Here is a 19,390-nt window from a genome sequence, read left to right as displayed (position 1 = left end):
GACGGCCCCGGCCGAACGGTTCACGCACTCGCGCTTGACTTTCCGGCCCCTCTTCCACCACCCTTTCACTACTCAATTAGTGAAAGGGTGGTTTCAGCAGTGGTCGAGTACCGCATCGACCGGCGCAGCGGCGTGGCCACCTACGTCCAGATCGTGCAGCAGACCAAACAGGCCCTGCGCCTGGGCCTGCTGGAGCCGGGCGACAAGCTCCCCACGGCCCGCGAGGTCGTGGAGGCCACCGCCATCAACCCGAACACGGTCCTCAAGGCCTACCGGGAGCTGGAGCGCGAGGGCCTGGTGGAGGCCCGCCGCGGCCTGGGCACGTTCGTGCGCAGGTCCCTGAGCACCGCGCCCGCCGACTCCCCGCTGCGCGCGGAGCTGGACGCCTGGGCGGCCAGGGCGCGCGAGGCCGGCCTGGAACGCGAGGACGTGGCCGCCCTCTTCACATCCGTACTCGACGCGTACGTCACAGATCACAAGGGGGACGCATGACCGACACCGCCATCGAGGCGGCGGAACTGGGCAGGAGGTTCGGGCGCCGCCGCAGGCCGGCCCTGGACGGCTGCTCCTTCCGGATACCGACGGGCCGCGTGTGCGCCGTCGTCGGTCCGAACGGCGCCGGCAAGTCCGCCCTGCTCGCCTTGGCGGCCGGGCTGCTGCGGCCCACCGACGGCTCGGTCACCGTGCTCGGCCGGGCCCCGGCGGCATCCCGCGAGCGCCTCGCCTACGTCGCGCAGAACAAGCCCCTGCACCCCCAGCTCACCGTCACCGGCACCCTGCGTCTGGGCCGCGACCTCAACCCCCGCCGCTGGGACGCCCGGGTCGCCGAGCGGATCGTCGCGGAGGGCGACCTCGACCCGGACACGAAGATCCGGTCGCTCTCCGGCGGTCAGCGCACCCGTGTCGCGCTCGCCCTGGCCCTCGGCAAGCGGCCCGAACTGCTGCTGCTGGACGAGCCGATGGCCGACCTCGACCCCCTCGCCCGGCACCAGCTGATGGCGACGCTCATGGCCGACGCCGCCGACCACGGCACCACGGTTGTCATGTCCTCGCACGTCGTCGCGGAGCTGGAGGGCTCCTGCGACCACCTGCTGCTGCTCGGCGGTGGCCGTGTGCGTCTCGCCGGGCCGCTGGAGGACCTGCTCGCCGCGCACACCCTCGTCACCGGCCGGGCGGGCGACGCCCTGGACCCGCACACCGTGGTCGAGTCCCGCACCACCGGCCGCCAACTGACCGCCCTGGTCCGGCCCACGGGTCCCCTCGGCGACGTGGTCCGGGGCGAGCACCCGACCCTGGAGGAAGTCGTCCTGGCCCACCTGCGCTCCCCCGACGCCCCGCCGCTCCTGCTCGACCGGCCGGAGGCCGCCGTATGAGCGCCCTCGACACCGTAAGCGCGCCCGCCCTCACCCGGCGCACCTCGCCGTCGCGCGGGCTGCTCCTGGCCATGCTCCGGGTGCACCGCACGGCCCTGCTGTTCTGGCTGGGACTGGTGGCGGTGGCCGCGGGGGCGCTGCTGTGGGCGATGGGCCCGGGCGCGGACGCCGCCTGGGCCGAGTACAGGGACATGGGCTGCGACCTGCCCCGCCCCGGCCTCGGCTGCGACTCCCCCGGGCCCGCGAACACCCGGTACCAGATGATCTCGACGCTCGGCACCCACCTGGTGGGGCTCCTCCCGCTGCTCACCGGGGCCTGGGCGGGCGGTGCCCTCATCGGCCGCGAACTGGAGAACGGCACCGCCCAGCTGGCCTGGACCCAGTCGGTCGGCCCGGCCCGCTGGCTGGCCGCGAAGCTCGCGGTCCCGGCCGTGCTGCTCGTGACGGGCACACTCACGGTGACGCTGCTGCACCGCGCGCTGTGGTCGTCCGGCCGTCCCCTGAACGGCGTCATGGGCTGGTACCAGTGGCACGACGACGGCGTCTTCGAGGTCAACGGCACCGTGGCCGCCGCCCAGGCGCTCGCCGCCCTGGCCGTCGGGGTCCTGGCGGGCATGCTGCTGCGCCGGACGCTGCCCGCCCTCGGCGTCGCGGTCCTGGCCGTCGGGTCACTCGGCTCGGCCGTCGAGGAACTGCGCCCGCACCTGTGGCCCGTGAAGACGGTCGTGACGGACCTGGACTCCAATCCCGGCTCCGGCGGCATGATCGTCGAGAGCGGCGCCCTGACCACCGCGGGTGCCCGCGTCCCGCTGCCGGCGTGCTCGGGCGAGCCCGGCTGCGAGGCCCGGCTGGGCATCACCCGCTACTACGCCGACTACCACCCGGCCTCCCATTTCTGGCCTCTCCAGCTCATGGAGACCGGCGTCCTCCTCGCCGTAGCCGCCCTGGCGGTCGCGACCGCCTTCGTCCTGCTGCGCCGCCGCACGGGAGCCTCCGTATGACCGCCCTCGACACGCCGGCCGCCGCGTCCGCCGGCCGCCGCGTCCGCCGGCCGCCGCGTCCGCCGGCCGCCGCGTCCGCCGGCCGGCCCGCGGCCCGCCCGGGCGGCACGCTCCGGGCGGTCGGCAGGACGCACCGCACCGCCCTCGTCCTGTCGCTCGTGGCCCTGGCCGCCGCGGCCGTCGCCCTGGTCTGGCTGCACTCCCTCCGGGACGAGGCGCAGGCCGGCATGAGCGCCTGTGGCACGCCCTCCACGGACCGGCTCCCGTCCTGCGCGGCGGTCGAGGCGATCACCGCCGACGAGACGTACGCGAACGGCATCGCCGTGCTCGCCACCGCCCTGTCCTGGGTGATGTTCCCCGTGGCGGCCTGGGCGGGCGGCGCCCTGATCGGCCGCGAACTGGAGAGCGGCACCGCCCAGCTCGCCTGGACCCAGTCGGTCGCGCCGCTGCGGTGGCTGGCCGTGAAGCTGGCCGCCCCGGCCGCGCTGCTCACCGCCGGGACCGGCGGGCTCCTCCTGCTGAACGACTGGGCGCGCGGGGACGGCGATCCCGACCTGGCCGGCGACTGGTACGCCCCGGACGTGTTCGTGTCGACGGGCCCGGTCGCCGTCGCCTACGCCCTGGCCGGACTCGCCCTCGGCGCCCTCGCCGGACTGGTGTGGCGCCGGGCCCTGCCCGCCACCGGCGTGGCCCTCGCCGCCTCGCTGCTCCTCCACAGCCTGCTGGAGCGACACCGCGAGAGCCTCTGGCCGGCCGTCACCCGCACCGAGGCCGGCACCCTCGAACTGCCCCGCTCGGCCTTCCAGGTCGCCTGGGCCGACCCCACCCGGCACGGCGTCCGGCTCAGCCGCGCGACCTTCCACCCCGAGTCGCACTTCTGGCCGCTCCAGTACGTGGAGACCGGCCTGCTGCTGGCCGTGGCCGGCACCGCCACGGCCGCCGCCTTCCTCCTCCTGGCCCGCCGCCTGCCCTGAACCCGGTCCGCGCGTCCTTCCACGGGGGGATGGACGCGCGGCCCGCCCCTCGGGGACACTCCCGCCCGTGCGCCGCCGAGCGCCGTCCACAGCCTGTGGGCAGCCGCCCGCCCCTCTCGACGGGCCCGGTGGACGCCCGCGAGCCGCCCCCCGGTGTCCCGCACGTCATGTCTCCGTAACCATCGATTCAGACGAGCTTGCGAAGCTCGGCCAATGAATCCCGCCGTGCCCGAGCCTTCCCCGCCCCGCGAGGGTCCCGAGGGAAACGGGAGCACTCATGTGACGCCTCCGCTCCCGCCAGCGCTGTCCGACGCGCCCGTGATGCTCGCGGCGCGGAAGAATGGGTCCATGAGCCAGCCGAACACCCAGGCACAGGTCCAGCACGCGCAGCCCTCCGTGGGCTCCATCGCCGCCCACCGCCCCCACACGGTGGCCGCCGCGGTCTCCGATCTGGAACCGGACATCGACGCCGACCTCGACGGGTACGAGGAATCGCCGTACGACGGACCCCAGCTGCCACAGGGCCGTTTCCTCGACCGGGAGCGCAGTTGGCTCGCGTTCAACGAGCGCGTGCTGGAACTCGCGGAGGACCCGAACACGCCCCTGCTGGAGCGGGCCAACTTCCTCGCGATCTTCGCCAGCAACCTGGACGAGTTCTTCATGGTCCGGGTCGCCGGGCTGAAGCGCCGTATCGCCACCGGCGTGGCCACCCGCTCCGCCTCGGGCCTCCAGCCGCGCGAGGTGCTGGAGATGATCTGGGCCCGCTCGCGCGAGCTCATGGCCCGGCACGCCGCCTGCTACCACGAGGACGTCGCCCCCGCCCTCGCGGAGGAGGGCATCCACCTGGTCCGCTGGAACGAACTCCAGGAGAAGGAGCAGGCCCGCCTGTTCACCCTGTTCCGGCACCAGATCTTCCCCGTGCTGACCCCGCTGGCGGTCGACCCGGCGCACCCCTTCCCGTACATCTCCGGCCTGTCCCTGAACCTGGCCGTCGTCGTGCGCAACCCGGTCACCGGCCACAAGCACTTCGCCCGGGTGAAGGTGCCGCCGCTGCTGTCCCGCTTCCTGGAGAGCTCCCCGGGCCGCTACGTCCCCATCGAGGACGTCATCGCCGCCCACCTGGAGGAGCTGTTCCCGGGCATGGAGGTCCTGGAGCACCACGCCTTCCGCCTCACCCGCAACGAGGACCTGGAGGTCGAGGAGGACGACGCGGAGAACCTTCTCCAGGCCCTGGAGAAGGAGCTCATGCGGCGCCGCTTCGGGCCGCCGGTGCGCCTGGAGGTCGAGGAGTCCATCGACCGCGAGGTCCTGGACCTGCTGGTGCGCGAGCTGAAGATCGGCGAGGCCGAGGTCTACCCGCTGCCGGGCCCGCTGGACCTCACGGGCCTGTTCCGGATCGCCTCCCTGGACCGGCCGGAGCTCAAGTACCGCAAGTTCGTCGCCGGCACCCACCGCGACCTCGCCGAGGTCGAGTCGGCGTCCCCGCCGGACATCTTCGCCGCCCTGCGGGAGCGCGACGTCCTGCTGCACCACCCCTACGACTCGTTCTCTACCTCCGTCCAGGCCTTCCTGGAGCAGGCGGCCGGCGACCCGGACGTCCTCGCCATCAAGCAGACCCTGTACCGGACCTCGGGCGACTCCCCGATAGTCGACGCGCTCATCGAGGCCGCCGAGTCCGGCAAGCAGGTCCTGGTGCTGGTCGAGATCAAGGCCCGCTTCGACGAGCACGCCAACATCAAGTGGGCGCGCAAGCTGGAGGAGGCCGGCTGCCACGTGGTCTACGGCCTGGTCGGTCTGAAGACGCACTGCAAGCTGTCGCTGGTGGTCCGCCAGGAGGGCGAGACGCTCCGCCGCTACAGCCACGTCGGCACCGGCAACTACCATCCGAAGACGGCCCGCCTCTACGAGGACCTCGGTCTGCTCACGGCCGACCCGCAGGTCGGCGCGGACCTGTCGGACCTCTTCAACCGCCTGTCCGGCTACTCGCGCCGGGAGACCTACCGCCGGCTGCTCGTGGCGCCCAAGTCGCTGCGCGACGGGCTGGTCTCGCGGATCACCAAGGAAGTCCAGCACCACCGTGCGGGGCGCCCCGCGTACGTCCGCATCAAGGTCAACTCGATGGTCGACGAGGCCATCATCGACGCCTGCTACCGCGCCGCCCAGGCGGGCGTGCCGGTGGACATCTGGGTGCGCGGCATCTGCGCGGTGCGCCCGGGCGTGGCGGGCCTGTCGGAGAACATCCGGGTCCGCTCGATCCTCGGCCGCTTCCTGGAGCACTCCCGGGTGTTCGCCTTCGGCAACGGCGGCGAGCCCGAGGTGTGGTTCGGCAGCGCCGACATGATGCACCGCAACCTCGACCGGCGGATAGAGGCCCTGGTCCGGGTCACCGACCCGGCCCACCGGGCGGCCCTGAACCGGCTGCTGGAGACCGGCATGTCCGACTCCACCGCCTCCTGGCACCTCGGCCCGGACGGCGACTGGACCCGGCATGCGACCGACGCGGACGGACAGCCCCTGCGCAACGTCCAGGAGATGCTCATAGACGCCCGGAGGCGCCGGCGTGGCACAGCAACACCTTGACCCCACGGACCCCCGGCCCGGGCACGCCGGGCCCGACCCGACCGGTGACGCCCTCGCGGGCTACCTGCGGACCCAGGCCACGGAGTTCCTCCGGGCGCTGCGCCTGCACCGGGAGACGGGGGCGGGGGCCAACGGCTCGGAGGCGTCCGCCGAGGCGGCCCGCGCCCTGCGCCGCTCGGCCCGCCGCATCAGCGCGAGCCTGCACACGTTCCAGCCCCTCCTCGACACCGACTGGTGCGAGGCGATGCGCCCCGAACTGGCCTGGGTGTCGGGGACGCTGGCGATGGAGCACGCGTACACGGCCCGGCTGGAGCGCCTGCTGAGCGCCTTGCACCGGTTGTCGGGCTCGACCGCGCTGCCGGGGCATCCGGCCGGCGCGGCGCCCGCCGGCCGCGCGGACGCCGCGGCCGGCACGCGCGCCGGCCCGGCCGCGGGCGGTCGTGCCGCCGGGGCTGCGCCCGCCCCGCAGCGAGCGGCACCCCGTGACGCCGGACCGCGCACCCTACCGGCCGCGGCACCGGAACGCGGCCTGACCGTCGGCGCCGCCAAGGCGGGCGCCCTGCTCGACCGGCAGCTGACCCTGGCCCGCACCCGCGCCCACTCCACGGCCCTGCAGGCCCTGGGCAGCAGCCGCTTCCACGCCGTCGCGGACCGGGTCGCCGTCCTGGCCAGCGAGGTGCCCCTCGCCCAGGGCGCCGCCGGCACCGACCTGCGGCCCCTCGCCACCGCCGCCCAGGACCGCCTCGCCGACGCCGTGGCCGCCCTCCCGCTGGTCACCGCGGGGAACCCGTACAACGCCGCGGCCCTCGTCCACGGCCTGTCCCCGGACACGGTCCCGCACCCGCAGGACGCCCCGTGGCACCAGGTCCGGCTGCTGCTGCGCCTGCACCGCTACGCCCGGGAGGCCGTCAGCGGACCCAAGGGCAACGCCGTGGTCGACCTGCGCCTGCTCTCCGCCGGACAGGCCCTGAACCGGCATCGCGACGCCTCCGAGGCGGCAGCGGCGGCGGCCCAGGCGGCCCGCACGCCCAGGATCGCCCCGGCCACGGCGTACGCCCTCGGCGTGCTCCACGCCGACCAGCGGCACGAGGTGGAGGCGGCGCGCTTCGCGTTCCAGCAGTGCTGGCAGAAAGAGGCGGTGAGGACCGGATGAACCCGACGTCCCCCGGCGCCACCGTCCGTGCGGCCGGCTGCATCCTGTGGCGCCGCTCCGCCGACGGCGAGGTGCGGCTCTGCCTGGTCCACCGGCCGAAATACGACGACTGGTCCTGGCCGAAGGGCAAACTCAAGCGCGACGAGGACGCACTCGTCGGTGCCCTGCGCGAGGTGGCGGAGGAGACGGGCTGCCGGGCCGAGCCGGGCACCGAGCTGCCCGGCCAGCACTATCTGGCGAACGGCCGCCCCAAGCATGTCCGCTACTGGGCCGCCGAGGCGCTGACCTGCGCCTTCACCCCCACCGACGAAGTGGACCGCATCGCGTGGCTGGTCCCCGACGCGGCCCGCGCCCGCCTCACCCGCCCCCAGGACCGCCCCCTGGTCGACGCGCTGCTCGCGGTACTGGACCGGCCGCGTCCGGCCGCCCGCCCGGAGTGAGGCCGGCCGCCGAAGTCCAGGGGGACGCGCCCGCGAAGCGGAATCCTCACGTGCCCTCCCCGTGAGCATTCCGTGACCTAACCACACCTTAGGCAGGGGTTCACCCCTCGTTCATGTGTGGCCATCGGCCGCTTCACCTGATCTGCCTAATTTCGGCCTTACCGACGCGAGAGCGCCTGTCGAGCGCGACCGCGTCCGCGTCACTCACTCTTCGCACGCCGCCGATCAGGACGGCGGCTCCTGGAAGGAACTCAAGTGAAGCTTCAGCGCATGAACCGGCGGGCCCTCGCTCTCGGTGCTCTCGCCGTCTCCGGCGCCCTGGCCCTCACGGCGTGCGGCTCCGACGACACCGGTGGCGACACCAAGGGCGGCACCTCGTCCAACGCCGCCGCACCGAGCAACGTCAAGTGCGACGACGCCAAGGGCCAGCTCCTCGCCGACGGCTCGTCCGCGCAGAAGAACGCCATCGACGCCTGGGTGAAGCAGTTCACCTCCGCCTGCCAGGGTGTGCAGATCAACTACAAGGGCGGCGGCTCCGGCGCCGGCGTCACCGCGTTCACCCAGGGTCAGGTCGCCTTCGCCGGCTCCGACTCCGCGCTGAAGCCCGACGAGGTCACCGCCTCCAAGAAGGTCTGCACCGGCGGTCAGGGCATCGACCTGCCGATGGTCGGCGGCCCGATCGCGGTCGGTTACAACGTCAACGGCGTGGACAACCTCGTCCTGGACGCCCCGACCCTGGCGAAGATCTTCAACGGCAAGATCGGCAACTGGAACGACCCGGCGATCAAGAAGCTGAACCCGGACGCGAAGCTCCCGGACCTCAAGATCCAGGCGTTCCACCGCTCGGACGACTCCGGCACCACGGACAACTTCACCAAGTACCTGATCGCCACCGCCAAGAGCGACTGGCCCTACGACGGCGGCAAGACCTGGCAGGCCAAGGGCGGCCAGTCCGCCTCCGGCTCCTCCGGTGTCGCCCAGCAGGTGAAGCAGACCAACGGCGCCATCGGCTACTTCGAGCTGTCCTACGCCAAGGACGGCCTGAAGACCGTCGACCTCGACACGGGCGCCGCCCAGCCGGTCAAGGCCACCGTCGAGAACGCCACCAAGGCGATCTCCGAGGCCAAGGTCGTCGGCACGGGCAAGGACCTCGCGCTCCAGCTGAACTACGGCACCAAGGCCGAGGGCGCCTACCCGATGGTCCTCGTCACCTACGAGATCGTCTGCGACAAGGGCAACAAGTCCGACACCCTCCCGGGCACCAAGGCGTTCCTGCGCTACATCGCCTCCGAGGACGGCCAGAAGGTCCTCTCGGAGAACGACTACGCGCCGATCCCGGCCGACATCATCTCCCAGGTCCGCACCACCATCGAGGGCCTGAGCTGACCCGAGTGCGGTCCGGCCCCCTCCCCGGGGCCGGGCCGCACCGTCCGGTGCACCGCCGCCAGTGGCCGTACCCCCGGTACGGCTCCGCAGACCGGAGAACCTGATGGGCACACCCACACAGACAAAAGACGCTCCTCCCCCCGCCTCGCAGCCGGCCCTCGACAAGCGCGCCGCACGCGGAGCCACCCGCCCCGGGGACCGGATCTTCCTCGGTCTCTCCCGCGGTTCCGGCATCCTGCTGCTGGTGATCATGGCCGCGATCGCGGTCTTCCTCACCTACCGCGCCTCCCTCGCCATCAGCAAGGACGAGGGCAACTTCCTCACGACCTTCCAGTGGGACACCAACCTCGTCCCGCCGAACTTCGGCATCGCCGTCCTGGCCTTCGGCACGGTCGTCTCCTCGATCGTCGCCATGGTCATCGCGGTCCCGGTCGCCGTCGCCATCGCGCTGTTCCTCACGCACTACGCACCGCGCCGGATGCGCGGCCCCATCGCGTACGTGATCGACCTGCTCGCCGCCGTGCCGTCCATCGTCTACGGCCTGTGGGGCGCCCTCGTCCTCGTGCCGAACATGAACGGCCTCTTCGGCTGGCTGGACGAGTACCTCGGCTGGACCGGCGTCTTCTCCTGGGAGGGCGGCGCCCCCCGCTCGATGCTGACCGTCGGGATCCTGCTCGCGATCATGATCCTGCCGATCATCACCAACGTGAGCCGCGAGGTGTTCCGGCAGGTCCCGCAGATGCACGAGGAGGCGGCCCTGGCGCTGGGCGCCACCCGCTGGGAGGTGATCCGCATGGCGGTCATCCCCTTCGGCCGCTCCGGCGTCATCTCCGCCTCGATGCTGGGCCTCGGCCGCGCTCTCGGCGAGACCATGGCCGTCGCCACGGTGCTCTCCCCGACCTTCGACATCCAGGCCAGCCTGCTGGACCCGGGCGGCGGCACGTTCGCCCAGAACATCGCCAGCAAGTTCGGTGAGGCCACCGAGTTCGGCCGCGACGCGCTGATCGCCTCCGGTCTGGTCCTGTTCGTCATCACCCTGCTGGTCAACGGCGCGGCCCGCGCGATCATCGCCCGCCGCAAGGAGTACTCGGGGGCCAACGCATGAGCACCGCAACCGTGACCCCGAAGGGCCCCAGCGGCCTGCGCGGCGCCCGCCTGCCCAAGTGGTCCCCCTACGCCATCGCCGGCGGCTCGATCGCCCTCGCGGTCGTCATCGGCCTGGCCGGCGGCCTGCACAGCCGCGTCCAGTGGGGCCTGATCGCCGCGATCCTCTACGTCGTCGGCACGTACGCCATCGCCGCGGGCGTCGAGGGCAAGCGGCAGGCGAAGGACCGCATCGCGACCTCCCTGGTCTGGGTCGCCTTCCTGCTCGCCGTCGTCCCGCTGGCCTCGCTGGTCTGGTCGACCGTCGTGCGCGGCGTGAAGGTCCTCGACCTGTACTTCCTGACGCACTCCATGGGCGTCGTCGCCGACACCGAGCCCGGCGGCGGCATCTACCACGCCATTCTCGGCACCCTGGAGCAGGTCGGACTCGCCACGGTGATCGCCGCGCCGATCGGCGTGCTCACCGCGATCTACCTCGTCGAGTACGGCCGGGGCAACCTCTCCAAGGCCATCACGTTCTTCGTCGACGTCATGACCGGCATCCCGTCGATCGTCGCGGGCCTGTTCATCCTCAGCCTCATGCTGATGTTCGACATGCAGCCCTTCGGCTTCGCCGGTTCGCTGGCCCTGGCCATCCTGATGATGCCGGTCGTCGTGCGCTCCACGGAGGAGATGCTCAAGCTCGTCCCGAACGAGCTGCGCGAGGCCTCCCTGGCGCTCGGCGTCCCGAAGTGGCGCACCATCCTGAAGGTGGTCCTGCCGACCTCCATCGGCGGCATCACCACCGGCATCATGCTCGCGATCGCCCGAATCACCGGTGAGACCGCCCCGGTCCTGCTGCTGGTGTGGGGCAACGCGTTCATCAACGCCAACCCCTTCGAGGGGGCGCAGGCCTCGCTGCCGCTGTACATCTACCAGCAGTACGCGAACAGCGCGGGCTCCGGCGCGGCGTACGACCGCGCCTGGGCGGCCTCGCTCACCCTGATCGCCTTCGTGATGCTCCTGAACCTGGTGGCCCGCGGGATCGCCCGCTGGAAGTCCCCGAGCACCGGTCGCTGACGCGGCCATACAGCGACCGACCGAGTCTGGAAGTGAAGTAATGGCCAAGCGAATCGACGTCAGCGGACTGACCGCCTACTACGGCTCCCACAAGGCGATCGAAGACATCTCGATGACCGTCGAGCCGCGCTCGGTGACGGCGTTCATCGGCCCCTCCGGCTGCGGCAAGTCGACGTTCCTGCGCACCCTCAACCGCATGCACGAGGTGACCTCGGGCGGCCGGGTCGAGGGCAAGGTGCTGCTGGACGACGAGGACCTCTACGGCACGGGCATCGACCCGGTGTCGGTGCGCCGCGAGGTCGGCATGGTCTTCCAGCGGCCGAACCCGTTCCCGACGATGTCGATCTTCGACAACGTGGCGGCGGGCCTGCGGCTGAACGGCAACTACAAGAAGAGCGAGCTCTCCGACATCGTCGAGCGCTCCCTCAAGGGCGCGAACCTCTGGAACGAGGTCAAGGACCGCCTGAACAAGCCCGGCTCGGGCCTGTCCGGCGGTCAGCAGCAGCGTCTGTGCATCGCCCGGGCGATCGCGGTCGAGCCGAACGTGCTGCTCATGGACGAGCCCTGCTCGGCCCTGGACCCCATCTCCACGCTGGCGATCGAGGACCTGATCGGCGAGCTGAAGGAACGGTTCACGATCGTCATCGTGACGCACAACATGCAGCAGGCGGCCCGCGTCTCCGACCGCACGGCGTTCTTCAACCTCGCGGCGGTCGGCCAGCCCGGCCGGCTCATCGAGATCGACGACACGGAGCGCATCTTCTCCAACCCGTCGGTCCAGGCCACGGAGGACTACATCTCCGGCCGCTTCGGCTGATCCGCCCCGCGAAGTCTCCTCGCGGTGCTGCATGGCGGTGCCACCGCGAGGCCGAAAAGGGCCCGCCCCTCTCCCAGGGGCGGGCCTTTTCACGTACTGCTTCGCTGCGCCGGGATCCGGCCTACAGGAACGCCAGGTTCACGATCCCGAACGACGCGGCGGCCACGATCGCCGCGGCCGGCATCGTGATGAACCACCCCAGGATGATGTTCTTGGCGACGCCCCACCGCACGGCGTTCACCCGCTTCGTCGCCCCGACGCCCATGATCGCGGAGGTGATCACATGGGTCGTGGAGATCGGCGCCTTGAACAGGAACGCCGAGGTGAACATGATCGACGCGCCCGTCGCCTCCGCCGCGAAGCCCTGCGGCGGGTCCAGCTCGATGATCTTCCGCCCCAGCGTCCGCATGATCCGCCAGCCACCGGCGTACGTGCCCAGCGACAGCATCACCGCGCAGGCGATCTTGACCCACACCGGGATCGGGTCGCCGTAGTCCTCGACATCGGCGATGACGAGCGCCATCACCACGATGCCCATGGTCTTCTGCGCGTCCTGCAGACCGTGTCCCAGCGCCATGCCGGCCGCCGAGACGGTCTGCGCTATGCGGAAGCCCCTCTTGGCCTTGTGCGGGTTGGCCTTCCGGAAGATCCACATGATCGCGGTCATCACCAGGTATCCGGCCAGCAGACCGACCACCGGGGAGATGAACATGGGGATGACGACCTTCTCCAGCACCCCGCTCCAGTAGACGGTCGTCCCGCCGGCCAGGGCCGCGCCGACCATGCCGCCGAACAGCGCGTGCGAGGAGGAGGACGGCAGCCCGAAGTACCAGGTGATGAGGTTCCAGACGATGGCGCCCACCAGCGCGGCGAAGAGGATACCCATCCCCTTCGACCCGGTCGGTGTCTGGATCAGGCCCTCACTGACGGTCTTGGCGACGCCCGAGCCCATGAACGCACCGGCGAGGTTCATCACCGCGGCCATCGCCAGCGCCGCCCGCGGCGTCAGCGCACGGGTCGAGACGGACGTGGCGATCGCGTTCGCCGAGTCGTGAAAGCCGTTGGTGTACGTGAAGAAGAGCGCGACCGCGATGGTCACGACCAGAGCAAGGGTGTCCATGAAGGGCTCAGGACTCCTTGACGGCGATGGTCTCCACCGTGTTCGCCACGTGCTCGAAGGCGTCCGCCGCTTCCTCCAGCACATCCACGATCTGCTTGAGCTTGAGCACGTCCATGGCGTCGTACTTGCCGTTGAACAGGTGCGCCAGCAGCTTGCGGTGGATCTGGTCCGCCTGGTTCTCCAGGCGGTTGACCTCGATCCAGTACTCGGTGAGGTTCTCCATGGTGCGCAGGTGCGGCATCGCCTCGGCCGTCAGTTCGGCGGCGCGTGCCAGGACCTCGATCTGCTGCTCGACGCCCTTGGGCAGTTCCTCGACGTTGTAGAGGACGACCAGGTCGACGGCCTCCTCCATGAAGTCCATGATGTCGTCGAGGGACGAGGCGAGGGTGTAGATGTCCTCGCGGTCGAACGGCGTGATGAAGGAGGAGTTCAGCTGGTGGAAGATCGCGTGCGTGGCGTCGTCACCTGCGTGTTCCGCTGCCCGCATACGCTCTGCGATCTCGGCCCGGGCGGATGTGTCCGCCCCGAGCAGTTCCATCAGGAGCTTCGAGCCCGTGACGATGTTGTCCGCGGAGGCGGCGAACATGTCGTAGAAGCTCGTCTCCCTGGGGGTCAGACGAAAGCGCACGTGGGGTCCTCGGGGTGCTTCGGTTTCGGTCAGGCTGATGCTAGGCGCATCATCCGGCCACGGCTATCGGGCCGCCCACCAGTGTCGCCCATCAGGCACAGTGATGAGCACGGGGGCGGTTTCCAGGCCGTATACCCGGCAAAGTTCGGTACCATATACCCACCAGGGGTATATATCGACCCACTGCCCACCAGGAGGAAGCGATGACGGACGTGACCGACACCACACATGTCGCCCATGTCACCACCGGCACCGCCGACCCCGTGGAGGCGGGCGGGATCACCGACCACGACCACGGGGTGCACGGGTACCACAAGCAGAAGGACGAACACCTCAAGCGCCTGCGCCGCATCGAGGGCCAGATCCGCGGCCTGCAGCGCATGGTCGACGAGGACGTCTACTGCATCGACATACTCACCCAGGTCTCCGCCTCCACCAAGGCCCTGCAGTCCTTCGCCCTGCAACTGCTCGAGGAGCACCTGCGGCACTGCGTCGCGGACGCGGCCCTCAAGGGCGGCGACGAGATCGACGCGAAGGTGAAGGAGGCCACCCAGGCGATCGCCCGCATGCTGCGGACGTGAGCCGGGTCACTCCCGTACGGCGTCCCGCTCCTCGGCGACTCTCAGCACCGCGTCGATGCTCTCCAGGCTGAGCCGCTCCTGGGCGGCCGAGGCGGCGATGATCAGCTCGCCGCACAGCTCGATCTCGGCGAGGGCCACGTGGTCCTGAACTGCCGTACCGCCGACCGGAGCCACGTGCATCACCTCGTCTCTGCCGTTACCGACTTCCTAGAGTAGGGAGCGGCCTACACACCGCGCATGGCACGGACGGGCTAGTTCAGGCCGGTCAGTCCTCGGCGATCTTGCCCGCGTAGATGTCGTCGGTCCGGGGCAACCGTACGCGCGCCGAGGCCCCGAAATCGTAGAGCAGCGTCGTCGAGGCGACGGCCACCGGGCTCTTCTGCTGCCCGTTGAGGAAACTGAACCGGTGCCTGACCTTGCGGATGCGCCCCTCGTCGTCGAGGTAGGCGTCGAAGGGCACCTCGGCGGTGGCGAACCCCTTGGCCGCCGCCTTCAGGGGCCCCGCGTTCCCCTGCGAGGCACGCCGGGCCGCGTCACCGAGGTCGGCCGTCCCCCGGTAGTGCCGCACCCCGGTCCCGGCGACCTCCGTCCTGCCGACGTACGTCGCGGTCCGCGTCCCGAGCAGCACCTCGGACGCCGTGAACGGATCGGTGGCCCCGCCGGTGACGAGGTTGCCGTCGGACAGGGTGCGCGTGTCCACCCGCACCCACTTGTCCGAGGGCACTCCGGCGCCCCGGTTCTTCATGAACAGCGCGCCCGGTGCGAGCAGTTCGGTGATCGGCCGGCGCTCGGCGACCCCCGCGGGGTCCTGCGGAAGCAGCACTTTCAGCCGCCCCATCCGCTTGCGGTAGTCGTACACCCCGGCGCCCCGGATGGTGACCCGCGTCCCGCCGGCGGCCATCTCCATCGACGTACGGGCCTTCGAACTGCCCGCCTCGACAAGCCGGTCGGCGGCCCGGCGCAGCGCGACGACCGCGTCCCCGCCGCGCGAGTCCCCGGCGACCGCGTCACCCCCGGCACATCCTCCGGTGCCCAGCCCCGCCCCGGCCAGGAGCCCGGCCACGGCCAGAGCCGCACCCGTCCGCCCGCGCCGCCCATGCCGCTGCCGCCCAGTCATCGCCTGCCTACCCCCAGCCGGTACGTCCGTCACGGGCCCCCTCGTTGTTCCGGTTAACGACGGGTATGTGCCCCCGTCACGCGAGCCGCCGGGGTCGGCATACGAACCCTTTACCCGGGCTGGGTACCGTTGTCGTCGTGGCGCAGCAGGACGGGCTGGAACCTCCCCCCAACCTCCCGGAACACCGCACGACGACCATGGAGAAGGGACCCTTCTGCATGGCTCACTGCACCTGCGGCTGGCGCGGCCCGGCGCGAAGAGCGCGAAGCCAGGCGCGCACCGACGCGGAGAAACACACCCCCGGCTGACGCCCGCGGCAGACGCCCGCTCCGGGTCACGTCGGAGCCGTGGAACCCGCACCACCGTCACCCCGTCTCCCACGACGGAACCACCGGGAGGCCCCATGGAACGGCGCACCATCCTCACAGCCGGCACGGCAGCCATCGCCGCGGCCGCGACCCCCTTCACCTCCGCCTGCACCCAGCCGGGCGCCCGCTCCGAAGCCACGGCGTCCGACGTCGCGCGCACCTCCACCACCTCGAGATCCACCGCCCTCGACTGGTCGGCCCTGGCGCGCGACCTCGACGGCCCGCTGATCCGCCCGGGCGACGCCGACTGGCCCGCGGCCAAGCAGCTCTACAACACCCGCTTCGACAGCCTGAAGCCCGCCGCGGTCGCGTACGTGTCCCACCCGGACGACATCCGCACGACGCTGGCCTACGCCCGTGCCCACGCCCTGCGGGTGGCGATCCGCAACGGCGGCCACTCCTACGGAGGCTGGTCCTCCGGCAACGGCCGCCTGATCGTCGACGTCTCCAAACTCAGCCGTGTCCGCGCCTCCGGCGACACCGCCGTGGTCGGCGCCGGCGCCAAACTCATCGACGTCTACCGGGCGCTGGCCGCGAAGGGCGTCACCATCCCCGCCGGCTCCTGCCCCACCGTCGGCGTCTCCGGCCTCACCCTCGGCGGCGGCCACGGCGTGGTCTCCCGCGCCTACGGCCTGACCTGCGACAGCCTCACCCGGGCCACCCTGATCACCGCCGACGGCAAGCAGCTCACCGCCGACTCCCGTGAGAACAAGGACCTGTTCTGGGCCCTGCGCGGCGCCGGCAACGGCAACTTCGGCGTGGTGACGGAGCTGCACTTCAAGACCCACCCGGCCCCGCAGGGCGTCTCGGCGTACCTGTCCTGGCCGTGGTCGAAGGCGGCCGCGGTGGTGAAGGCCTGGCAGGAATGGGGCCCGTCGCAGCCCGACGAGATCTGGTCCTCCCTGCACGTGGCGAACGCCGCGGGCGGCACCCCGACCGTCTCGGTCTCGGCGTTCTCCCTCGGCACCCACGGCGAGCTGAAGAACGCCGTGGACCGCCTGGCCGACCGCGTCGGCGCCCCGGCCCGCAGCGTCTCCCTCAAGCGCCGCTCGTACGAGGAGTCGATGGAGGTGTACGCGGGCTGCTCCTCGTTCCCGACGGACGCGCAGTGCCATCTGCCCGGCTCGACGCCGGGCCGCTCCCCGAAGGGCGCGCTGGGCCGCGAGACCTACGCGGCCGCCTCGGACTTCTTCGACCGCTCGCTCTCCCCGGACGGCATCCGCACGCTGCTGTCCCGGATCGCCTCGGTGCGCGGCGGCACGGCCAGCATCGCGCTGACGGCCCTCGGCGGAGCGGTCAACCGCGTCTCCCCGACGTCGACGGCCTTCGTGCACCGGCGTTCGCGGATGCTGGCCCAGTACATCGCCGCCTGGCGGGCCGGCACGAGCGGGGCGACGGCCCGCGACTGGCTGGCCTCCGCCCACAGGGCGATGCGCCCCTACGCCTCGGGCGCGGCCTACCAGAACTACACGGACCCGACCCTGACCGACTGGCGCACGGCGTACTACGGAGACGCCGCGACCCGCCTGACCCAGCTGAAGAAGCGGTACGACCCCGACCGCTTCTTCACCTATCCCCAGGCGCTGTAAGGGGCCGCCTCGGCGCTACGCGGCGAGGTCCCGCTCCGAGGCCCGCTCGCTGCGGGCCTCGGGGAGCGCCGTGTCCTCCCCTTCGGCCCGCCCGCGGGCGCGCACCAGCCATCCCGCCCGGGGCGACCGCTCGACGGCCCGCACCAGGGGCGTCAGCAGCGCCATGGCGAGCGGCGACAGCAGCAGCGCCACCGCCGTGCCCAGCGCGAAGCCGCCGACCACGTCCGTCGGGTAGTGCACGCCCATGTAGACGCGGATGAACCCGCCGAACAGCGCGAGCACGAGAGCGACCAGGCCGAACCTGCGGTGGGCGACGAACAGTCCGACGGCCAGCGCCATCACGATCGTCGCGTGGTCGCTGACGAACGAGTAGTCGGTCTTGCCCTGGACGAGCACCTCGATGCCCTGGTGATCGAGGAACGGCCGGGGCCGCTCCACGAATCCCCGTATCGGCACGTTCACCAGGACGGCGATCCCCGCCGCCAGCGGCGCCCAGATCAGGGCCGCGACGGTGGACACCGCGTCCTCGTCCCCGCGTCGCCTGACGGTCCACCAGCAGGCCACCACCAGCGCGACGATGGCGAACAGCAGCCCGTACTCACCGACGAACTCCATGACGCGGTCGAACCACGCCGGCGCGTCCTTGGCCAGGCCATTGATGTCGTACAGCAGGTCGACGTCGGGGTTCGACCCGGAATCGGCGAGTCCAGCCATGGTGCTGCGGCCCCTTCGTCGTCTCTCCCGGCGCACCTTTGCGTGCGCCGCTCCCGCCACCCCCGTGGTTGCAGATCCGCTTCCGCCGCACGCGTGCGGGACGCGTGCCGATGAACGTCCGCTCGGCTACGTCTCCAGGAACGCACGGTCCCCGTTGATACGTTCCACACTCCACCGAATGATCACGCAGACGTTATCGAAGAGAGATACGTTGTCGCAGCTCAGGGGGTGGGTTCACGCACGGTTCACACCGTCGTGGGCAGTGCTTTCGCGCCATCTTCGGTGACGCGGGTGGCTCCGAAGTAGTCAGGGGTGTCGATCGGGTCGAATCGGATGACGGCACCGGTCCGGGGCGCGTCGATCATGTACCCACCTCCGACATAAATGCCGACATGCCGGATGGCGCGCGAATTGGTGAGGTCGTCCGAGAAGAACACGAGGTCGCCGGGGAGCAGCTCGTCCCGCGAGGGGTGCGGACCGGCGTTGTACTGGTCGTTCGCCACCCGCGGGAGCCTGATGCCCACGGTGGCGTAGGCGGCCTGGGTCAGTCCCGAGCAGTCGAAGCGTCCGCCCTGCTCAGCGGTGCCGGTACCGCCCCAGAGGTAGGGCGTGCCGAGCTTCTTCTGCGCGTACTCGATGGCGGCGGCGGCCTGCTCGGAGGGGTCGACCCGCCCGACCGGCGCGGCGAAGCTCTCCGCGAGCGTGGTGATCCGCTTCACGTAGTTCCGGGTCTCGCTGTACGGCGGCACGCCCCCGTACTTGATCACCGCGTACGCGCCCGCGTTGTAGGCGGCCAGCATGTTCTCGGTCGGATTCCCGCCAACCTTCTTCACGTACGACGCGAGTTCGCAGTCGTAGGAGGCGGCCGAGGGGATCGCGTCCTTCGGGTCCCACACATCACGGTCGCCGTCGCCGTCGCCGTCGATGCCGTGGCTGGCCCAGGTGCCGGGGATGAACTGCGCTATCCCCTGCGCGGCGGCGTGGCTCTGGGCCCTCGGGTTGAAGCCGCTCTCCTGGTAGAGCTGGGCGGCGAGCAGGGCCGGACTGATGGCGGGGCAGAGATTGCCCCACTTCTGCACGGTGGCCGCGTACGCGGCGGGCACGGATCCCTTGGCCAGTGATTTCGCCCCGCCGGCCTCGCCGTTGACCAGGTTCCCGGCGACGAGGTAGACACCGACGACGAGCAGCATCACGAAGGCCAGGGCGGAGCTGATCGCAACACCCGCCACGATCCACGCCTTACGCACCGTCAACCGCCCCTCGTCGCCCAGGAGTCCGTCGCTCAGTGTAGAGGCGGCCGCCACACCCGGGAATGATCACGGGCAGGAGAGTCGGGGGCGGACGGTGGGACGGGGCACGGCACGGGCGGCACGGTGCGGGCACGGC

General features: G+C 71.5%; 19 protein-coding genes. 13 read left to right on the top strand and 6 right to left on the bottom strand.

The annotated features are described in order from the left end of the window. The first annotated feature begins 99 nt into the window (after nucleotides 1–99). The 11 genes from AC0665_RS27690 (at nucleotide 100) to pstB (ending at nucleotide 11,887) form a co-directional block, all read left to right on the top strand. On the top strand, nucleotides 100–492 hold the full coding sequence (locus AC0665_RS27690; RefSeq protein ID WP_468412143.1) for a GntR family transcriptional regulator: 393 nt from the start codon (nucleotides 100–102) through the stop codon (nucleotides 490–492). Next, entirely contained in the window at nucleotides 489–1,373 is an 885-nt protein-coding gene (locus AC0665_RS27685) for an ABC transporter ATP-binding protein (protein ID WP_478705987.1), read from the top strand. The genes AC0665_RS27690 and AC0665_RS27685 overlap by 4 nt, the downstream gene beginning before the upstream one ends. Continuing rightward, nucleotides 1,370–2,374, top strand: a complete 1,005-nt coding sequence (locus AC0665_RS27680) for an ABC transporter permease (RefSeq protein ID WP_478705986.1) — start codon at nucleotides 1,370–1,372, stop codon at nucleotides 2,372–2,374. Before AC0665_RS27685 ends, AC0665_RS27680 begins: the two co-directional genes overlap by 4 nt. Then, nucleotides 2,371–3,348 carry a hypothetical protein gene (locus tag AC0665_RS27675; protein ID WP_478705985.1) on the top strand — a complete coding sequence of 326 codons (978 nt, stop codon included), beginning with the start codon at nucleotides 2,371–2,373 and terminating at the stop codon, nucleotides 3,346–3,348. Before AC0665_RS27680 ends, AC0665_RS27675 begins: the two co-directional genes overlap by 4 nt. A gap of 213 nt (nucleotides 3,349–3,561) precedes the next feature. Continuing rightward, complete coding sequence (locus tag AC0665_RS27670; protein WP_366049911.1) at nucleotides 3,562–5,928, top strand: RNA degradosome polyphosphate kinase; 2,367 nt, start codon at nucleotides 3,562–3,564, stop codon at nucleotides 5,926–5,928. Then, nucleotides 5,909–7,081, top strand: coding sequence for a CHAD domain-containing protein (locus AC0665_RS27665; RefSeq protein ID WP_478705984.1), 1,173 nt, complete (start codon nucleotides 5,909–5,911; stop codon nucleotides 7,079–7,081). The genes AC0665_RS27670 and AC0665_RS27665 overlap by 20 nt, the downstream gene beginning before the upstream one ends. Further along, nucleotides 7,078–7,521: an NUDIX hydrolase gene (locus AC0665_RS27660; RefSeq protein ID WP_478705983.1), complete on the top strand. Its 444-nt coding sequence runs from the start codon at nucleotides 7,078–7,080 to the stop codon at nucleotides 7,519–7,521. The genes AC0665_RS27665 and AC0665_RS27660 overlap by 4 nt, the downstream gene beginning before the upstream one ends. 255 nt (nucleotides 7,522–7,776) lie before the next feature. Further along, nucleotides 7,777–8,907, top strand: coding sequence for a phosphate ABC transporter substrate-binding protein PstS (pstS, locus tag AC0665_RS27655; protein WP_468412083.1), 1,131 nt, complete (start codon nucleotides 7,777–7,779; stop codon nucleotides 8,905–8,907). Between the two features lie 103 nt (nucleotides 8,908–9,010). Further along, nucleotides 9,011–10,012 carry a phosphate ABC transporter permease subunit PstC gene (gene pstC, locus AC0665_RS27650; protein WP_468412085.1) on the top strand — a complete coding sequence of 334 codons (1,002 nt, stop codon included), beginning with the start codon at nucleotides 9,011–9,013 and terminating at the stop codon, nucleotides 10,010–10,012. After that, on the top strand, nucleotides 10,009–11,070 hold the full coding sequence (gene pstA, locus AC0665_RS27645; protein WP_468635997.1) for a phosphate ABC transporter permease PstA: 1,062 nt from the start codon (nucleotides 10,009–10,011) through the stop codon (nucleotides 11,068–11,070). Before pstC ends, pstA begins: the two co-directional genes overlap by 4 nt. A 40-nt stretch (nucleotides 11,071–11,110) precedes the next feature. After that, the gene (pstB, locus tag AC0665_RS27640) at nucleotides 11,111–11,887 is read left to right on the top strand and encodes a phosphate ABC transporter ATP-binding protein PstB (RefSeq protein ID WP_468412089.1); all 777 of its coding nucleotides are present in this window, start codon (nucleotides 11,111–11,113) and stop codon (nucleotides 11,885–11,887) included. 121 nt (nucleotides 11,888–12,008) lie between these two features. On the opposite strand, the gene AC0665_RS27635 is transcribed toward pstB, so the two are convergent. Together AC0665_RS27635 and AC0665_RS27630 are read right to left on the bottom strand one after the other, a co-directional pair. Then, nucleotides 12,009–13,007: an inorganic phosphate transporter gene (locus AC0665_RS27635; RefSeq protein WP_468412091.1), complete on the bottom strand. Its 999-nt coding sequence runs from the start codon at nucleotides 13,005–13,007 to the stop codon at nucleotides 12,009–12,011. Nucleotides 13,008–13,014: 7 nt separating this feature from the next. Continuing rightward, nucleotides 13,015–13,635 (bottom strand): DUF47 domain-containing protein, encoded by a 621-nt coding sequence (locus tag AC0665_RS27630; RefSeq protein WP_363119978.1) that lies wholly within the window; start codon nucleotides 13,633–13,635, stop codon nucleotides 13,015–13,017. A gap of 203 nt (nucleotides 13,636–13,838) precedes the next feature. Between AC0665_RS27630 and AC0665_RS27625 the strand changes: the two genes are divergently transcribed. After that, nucleotides 13,839–14,216: a metal-sensitive transcriptional regulator gene (locus AC0665_RS27625; RefSeq protein WP_478705982.1), complete on the top strand. Its 378-nt coding sequence runs from the start codon at nucleotides 13,839–13,841 to the stop codon at nucleotides 14,214–14,216. Between the two features lie 6 nt (nucleotides 14,217–14,222). Here the strand turns inward: AC0665_RS27625 and AC0665_RS27620 are convergent, their stop codons facing one another. After that, a complete protein-coding gene (locus tag AC0665_RS27620; protein WP_468635994.1) occupies nucleotides 14,223–14,396 on the bottom strand; it encodes a hypothetical protein in 174 nt (57 codons plus the stop codon). Between the two features lie 85 nt (nucleotides 14,397–14,481). Then, nucleotides 14,482–15,333: an SCO4651 family lipoprotein gene (locus AC0665_RS27615; protein WP_468412093.1), complete on the bottom strand. Its 852-nt coding sequence runs from the start codon at nucleotides 15,331–15,333 to the stop codon at nucleotides 14,482–14,484. A gap of 403 nt (nucleotides 15,334–15,736) precedes the next feature. On the opposite strand from AC0665_RS27615, the gene AC0665_RS27610 reads away from it, so the two are divergent. Then, a complete protein-coding gene (locus AC0665_RS27610; protein ID WP_478509667.1) occupies nucleotides 15,737–17,290 on the top strand; it encodes an FAD-binding oxidoreductase in 1,554 nt (517 codons plus the stop codon). 15 nt (nucleotides 17,291–17,305) lie between these two features. Here AC0665_RS27610 and AC0665_RS27605 read toward each other — a convergent pair whose 3' ends face one another. Together AC0665_RS27605 and AC0665_RS27600 are read right to left on the bottom strand one after the other, a co-directional pair. Next, nucleotides 17,306–18,004: a phosphatase PAP2 family protein gene (locus AC0665_RS27605; RefSeq protein ID WP_478705981.1), complete on the bottom strand. Its 699-nt coding sequence runs from the start codon at nucleotides 18,002–18,004 to the stop codon at nucleotides 17,306–17,308. A 245-nt stretch (nucleotides 18,005–18,249) separates the two neighbouring features. Continuing rightward, nucleotides 18,250–19,257 carry a C40 family peptidase gene (locus AC0665_RS27600; protein ID WP_478706116.1) on the bottom strand — a complete coding sequence of 336 codons (1,008 nt, stop codon included), beginning with the start codon at nucleotides 19,255–19,257 and terminating at the stop codon, nucleotides 18,250–18,252. Nucleotides 19,258–19,390 lie beyond the last annotated feature (133 nt).

The organism is Streptomyces sp. NPDC043685 (assembly GCF_056436585.1).
The sequence above is the reverse complement of the archived record's forward strand: the minus strand, read 5'-3'. Positions and strand labels throughout refer to the sequence as shown.

What these genes read in the sequence shown, in the direction of transcription:
- pstA (WP_468635997.1), top strand. Translation starts at nt 10,009, where the DNA reads ATGAGCACCGCAACCGTGACCCCGAAGGGCCCCAGCGGCCTGCGCGGC.
- AC0665_RS27615 (WP_468412093.1), bottom strand. Translation starts at nt 15,333, where the DNA reads ATGACTGGGCGGCAGCGGCATGGGCGGCGCGGGCGGACGGGTGCGGCT.
- AC0665_RS27685 (WP_478705987.1), top strand. Translation starts at nt 489, where the DNA reads ATGACCGACACCGCCATCGAGGCGGCGGAACTGGGCAGGAGGTTCGGG.
- AC0665_RS27675 (WP_478705985.1), top strand. Translation starts at nt 2,371, where the DNA reads ATGACCGCCCTCGACACGCCGGCCGCCGCGTCCGCCGGCCGCCGCGTC.
- AC0665_RS27660 (WP_478705983.1), top strand. Translation starts at nt 7,078, where the DNA reads ATGAACCCGACGTCCCCCGGCGCCACCGTCCGTGCGGCCGGCTGCATC.
- pstC (WP_468412085.1), top strand. Translation starts at nt 9,011, where the DNA reads ATGGGCACACCCACACAGACAAAAGACGCTCCTCCCCCCGCCTCGCAG.
- AC0665_RS27610 (WP_478509667.1), top strand. Translation starts at nt 15,737, where the DNA reads ATGGAACGGCGCACCATCCTCACAGCCGGCACGGCAGCCATCGCCGCG.
- AC0665_RS27635 (WP_468412091.1), bottom strand. Translation starts at nt 13,007, where the DNA reads ATGGACACCCTTGCTCTGGTCGTGACCATCGCGGTCGCGCTCTTCTTC.
- AC0665_RS27620 (WP_468635994.1), bottom strand. Translation starts at nt 14,396, where the DNA reads ATGCACGTGGCTCCGGTCGGCGGTACGGCAGTTCAGGACCACGTGGCC.
- AC0665_RS27625 (WP_478705982.1), top strand. Translation starts at nt 13,839, where the DNA reads ATGACGGACGTGACCGACACCACACATGTCGCCCATGTCACCACCGGC.
- AC0665_RS27680 (WP_478705986.1), top strand. Translation starts at nt 1,370, where the DNA reads ATGAGCGCCCTCGACACCGTAAGCGCGCCCGCCCTCACCCGGCGCACC.
- AC0665_RS27605 (WP_478705981.1), bottom strand. Translation starts at nt 18,004, where the DNA reads ATGGCTGGACTCGCCGATTCCGGGTCGAACCCCGACGTCGACCTGCTG.
- pstB (WP_468412089.1), top strand. Translation starts at nt 11,111, where the DNA reads ATGGCCAAGCGAATCGACGTCAGCGGACTGACCGCCTACTACGGCTCC.
- AC0665_RS27670 (WP_366049911.1), top strand. Translation starts at nt 3,562, where the DNA reads ATGAATCCCGCCGTGCCCGAGCCTTCCCCGCCCCGCGAGGGTCCCGAG.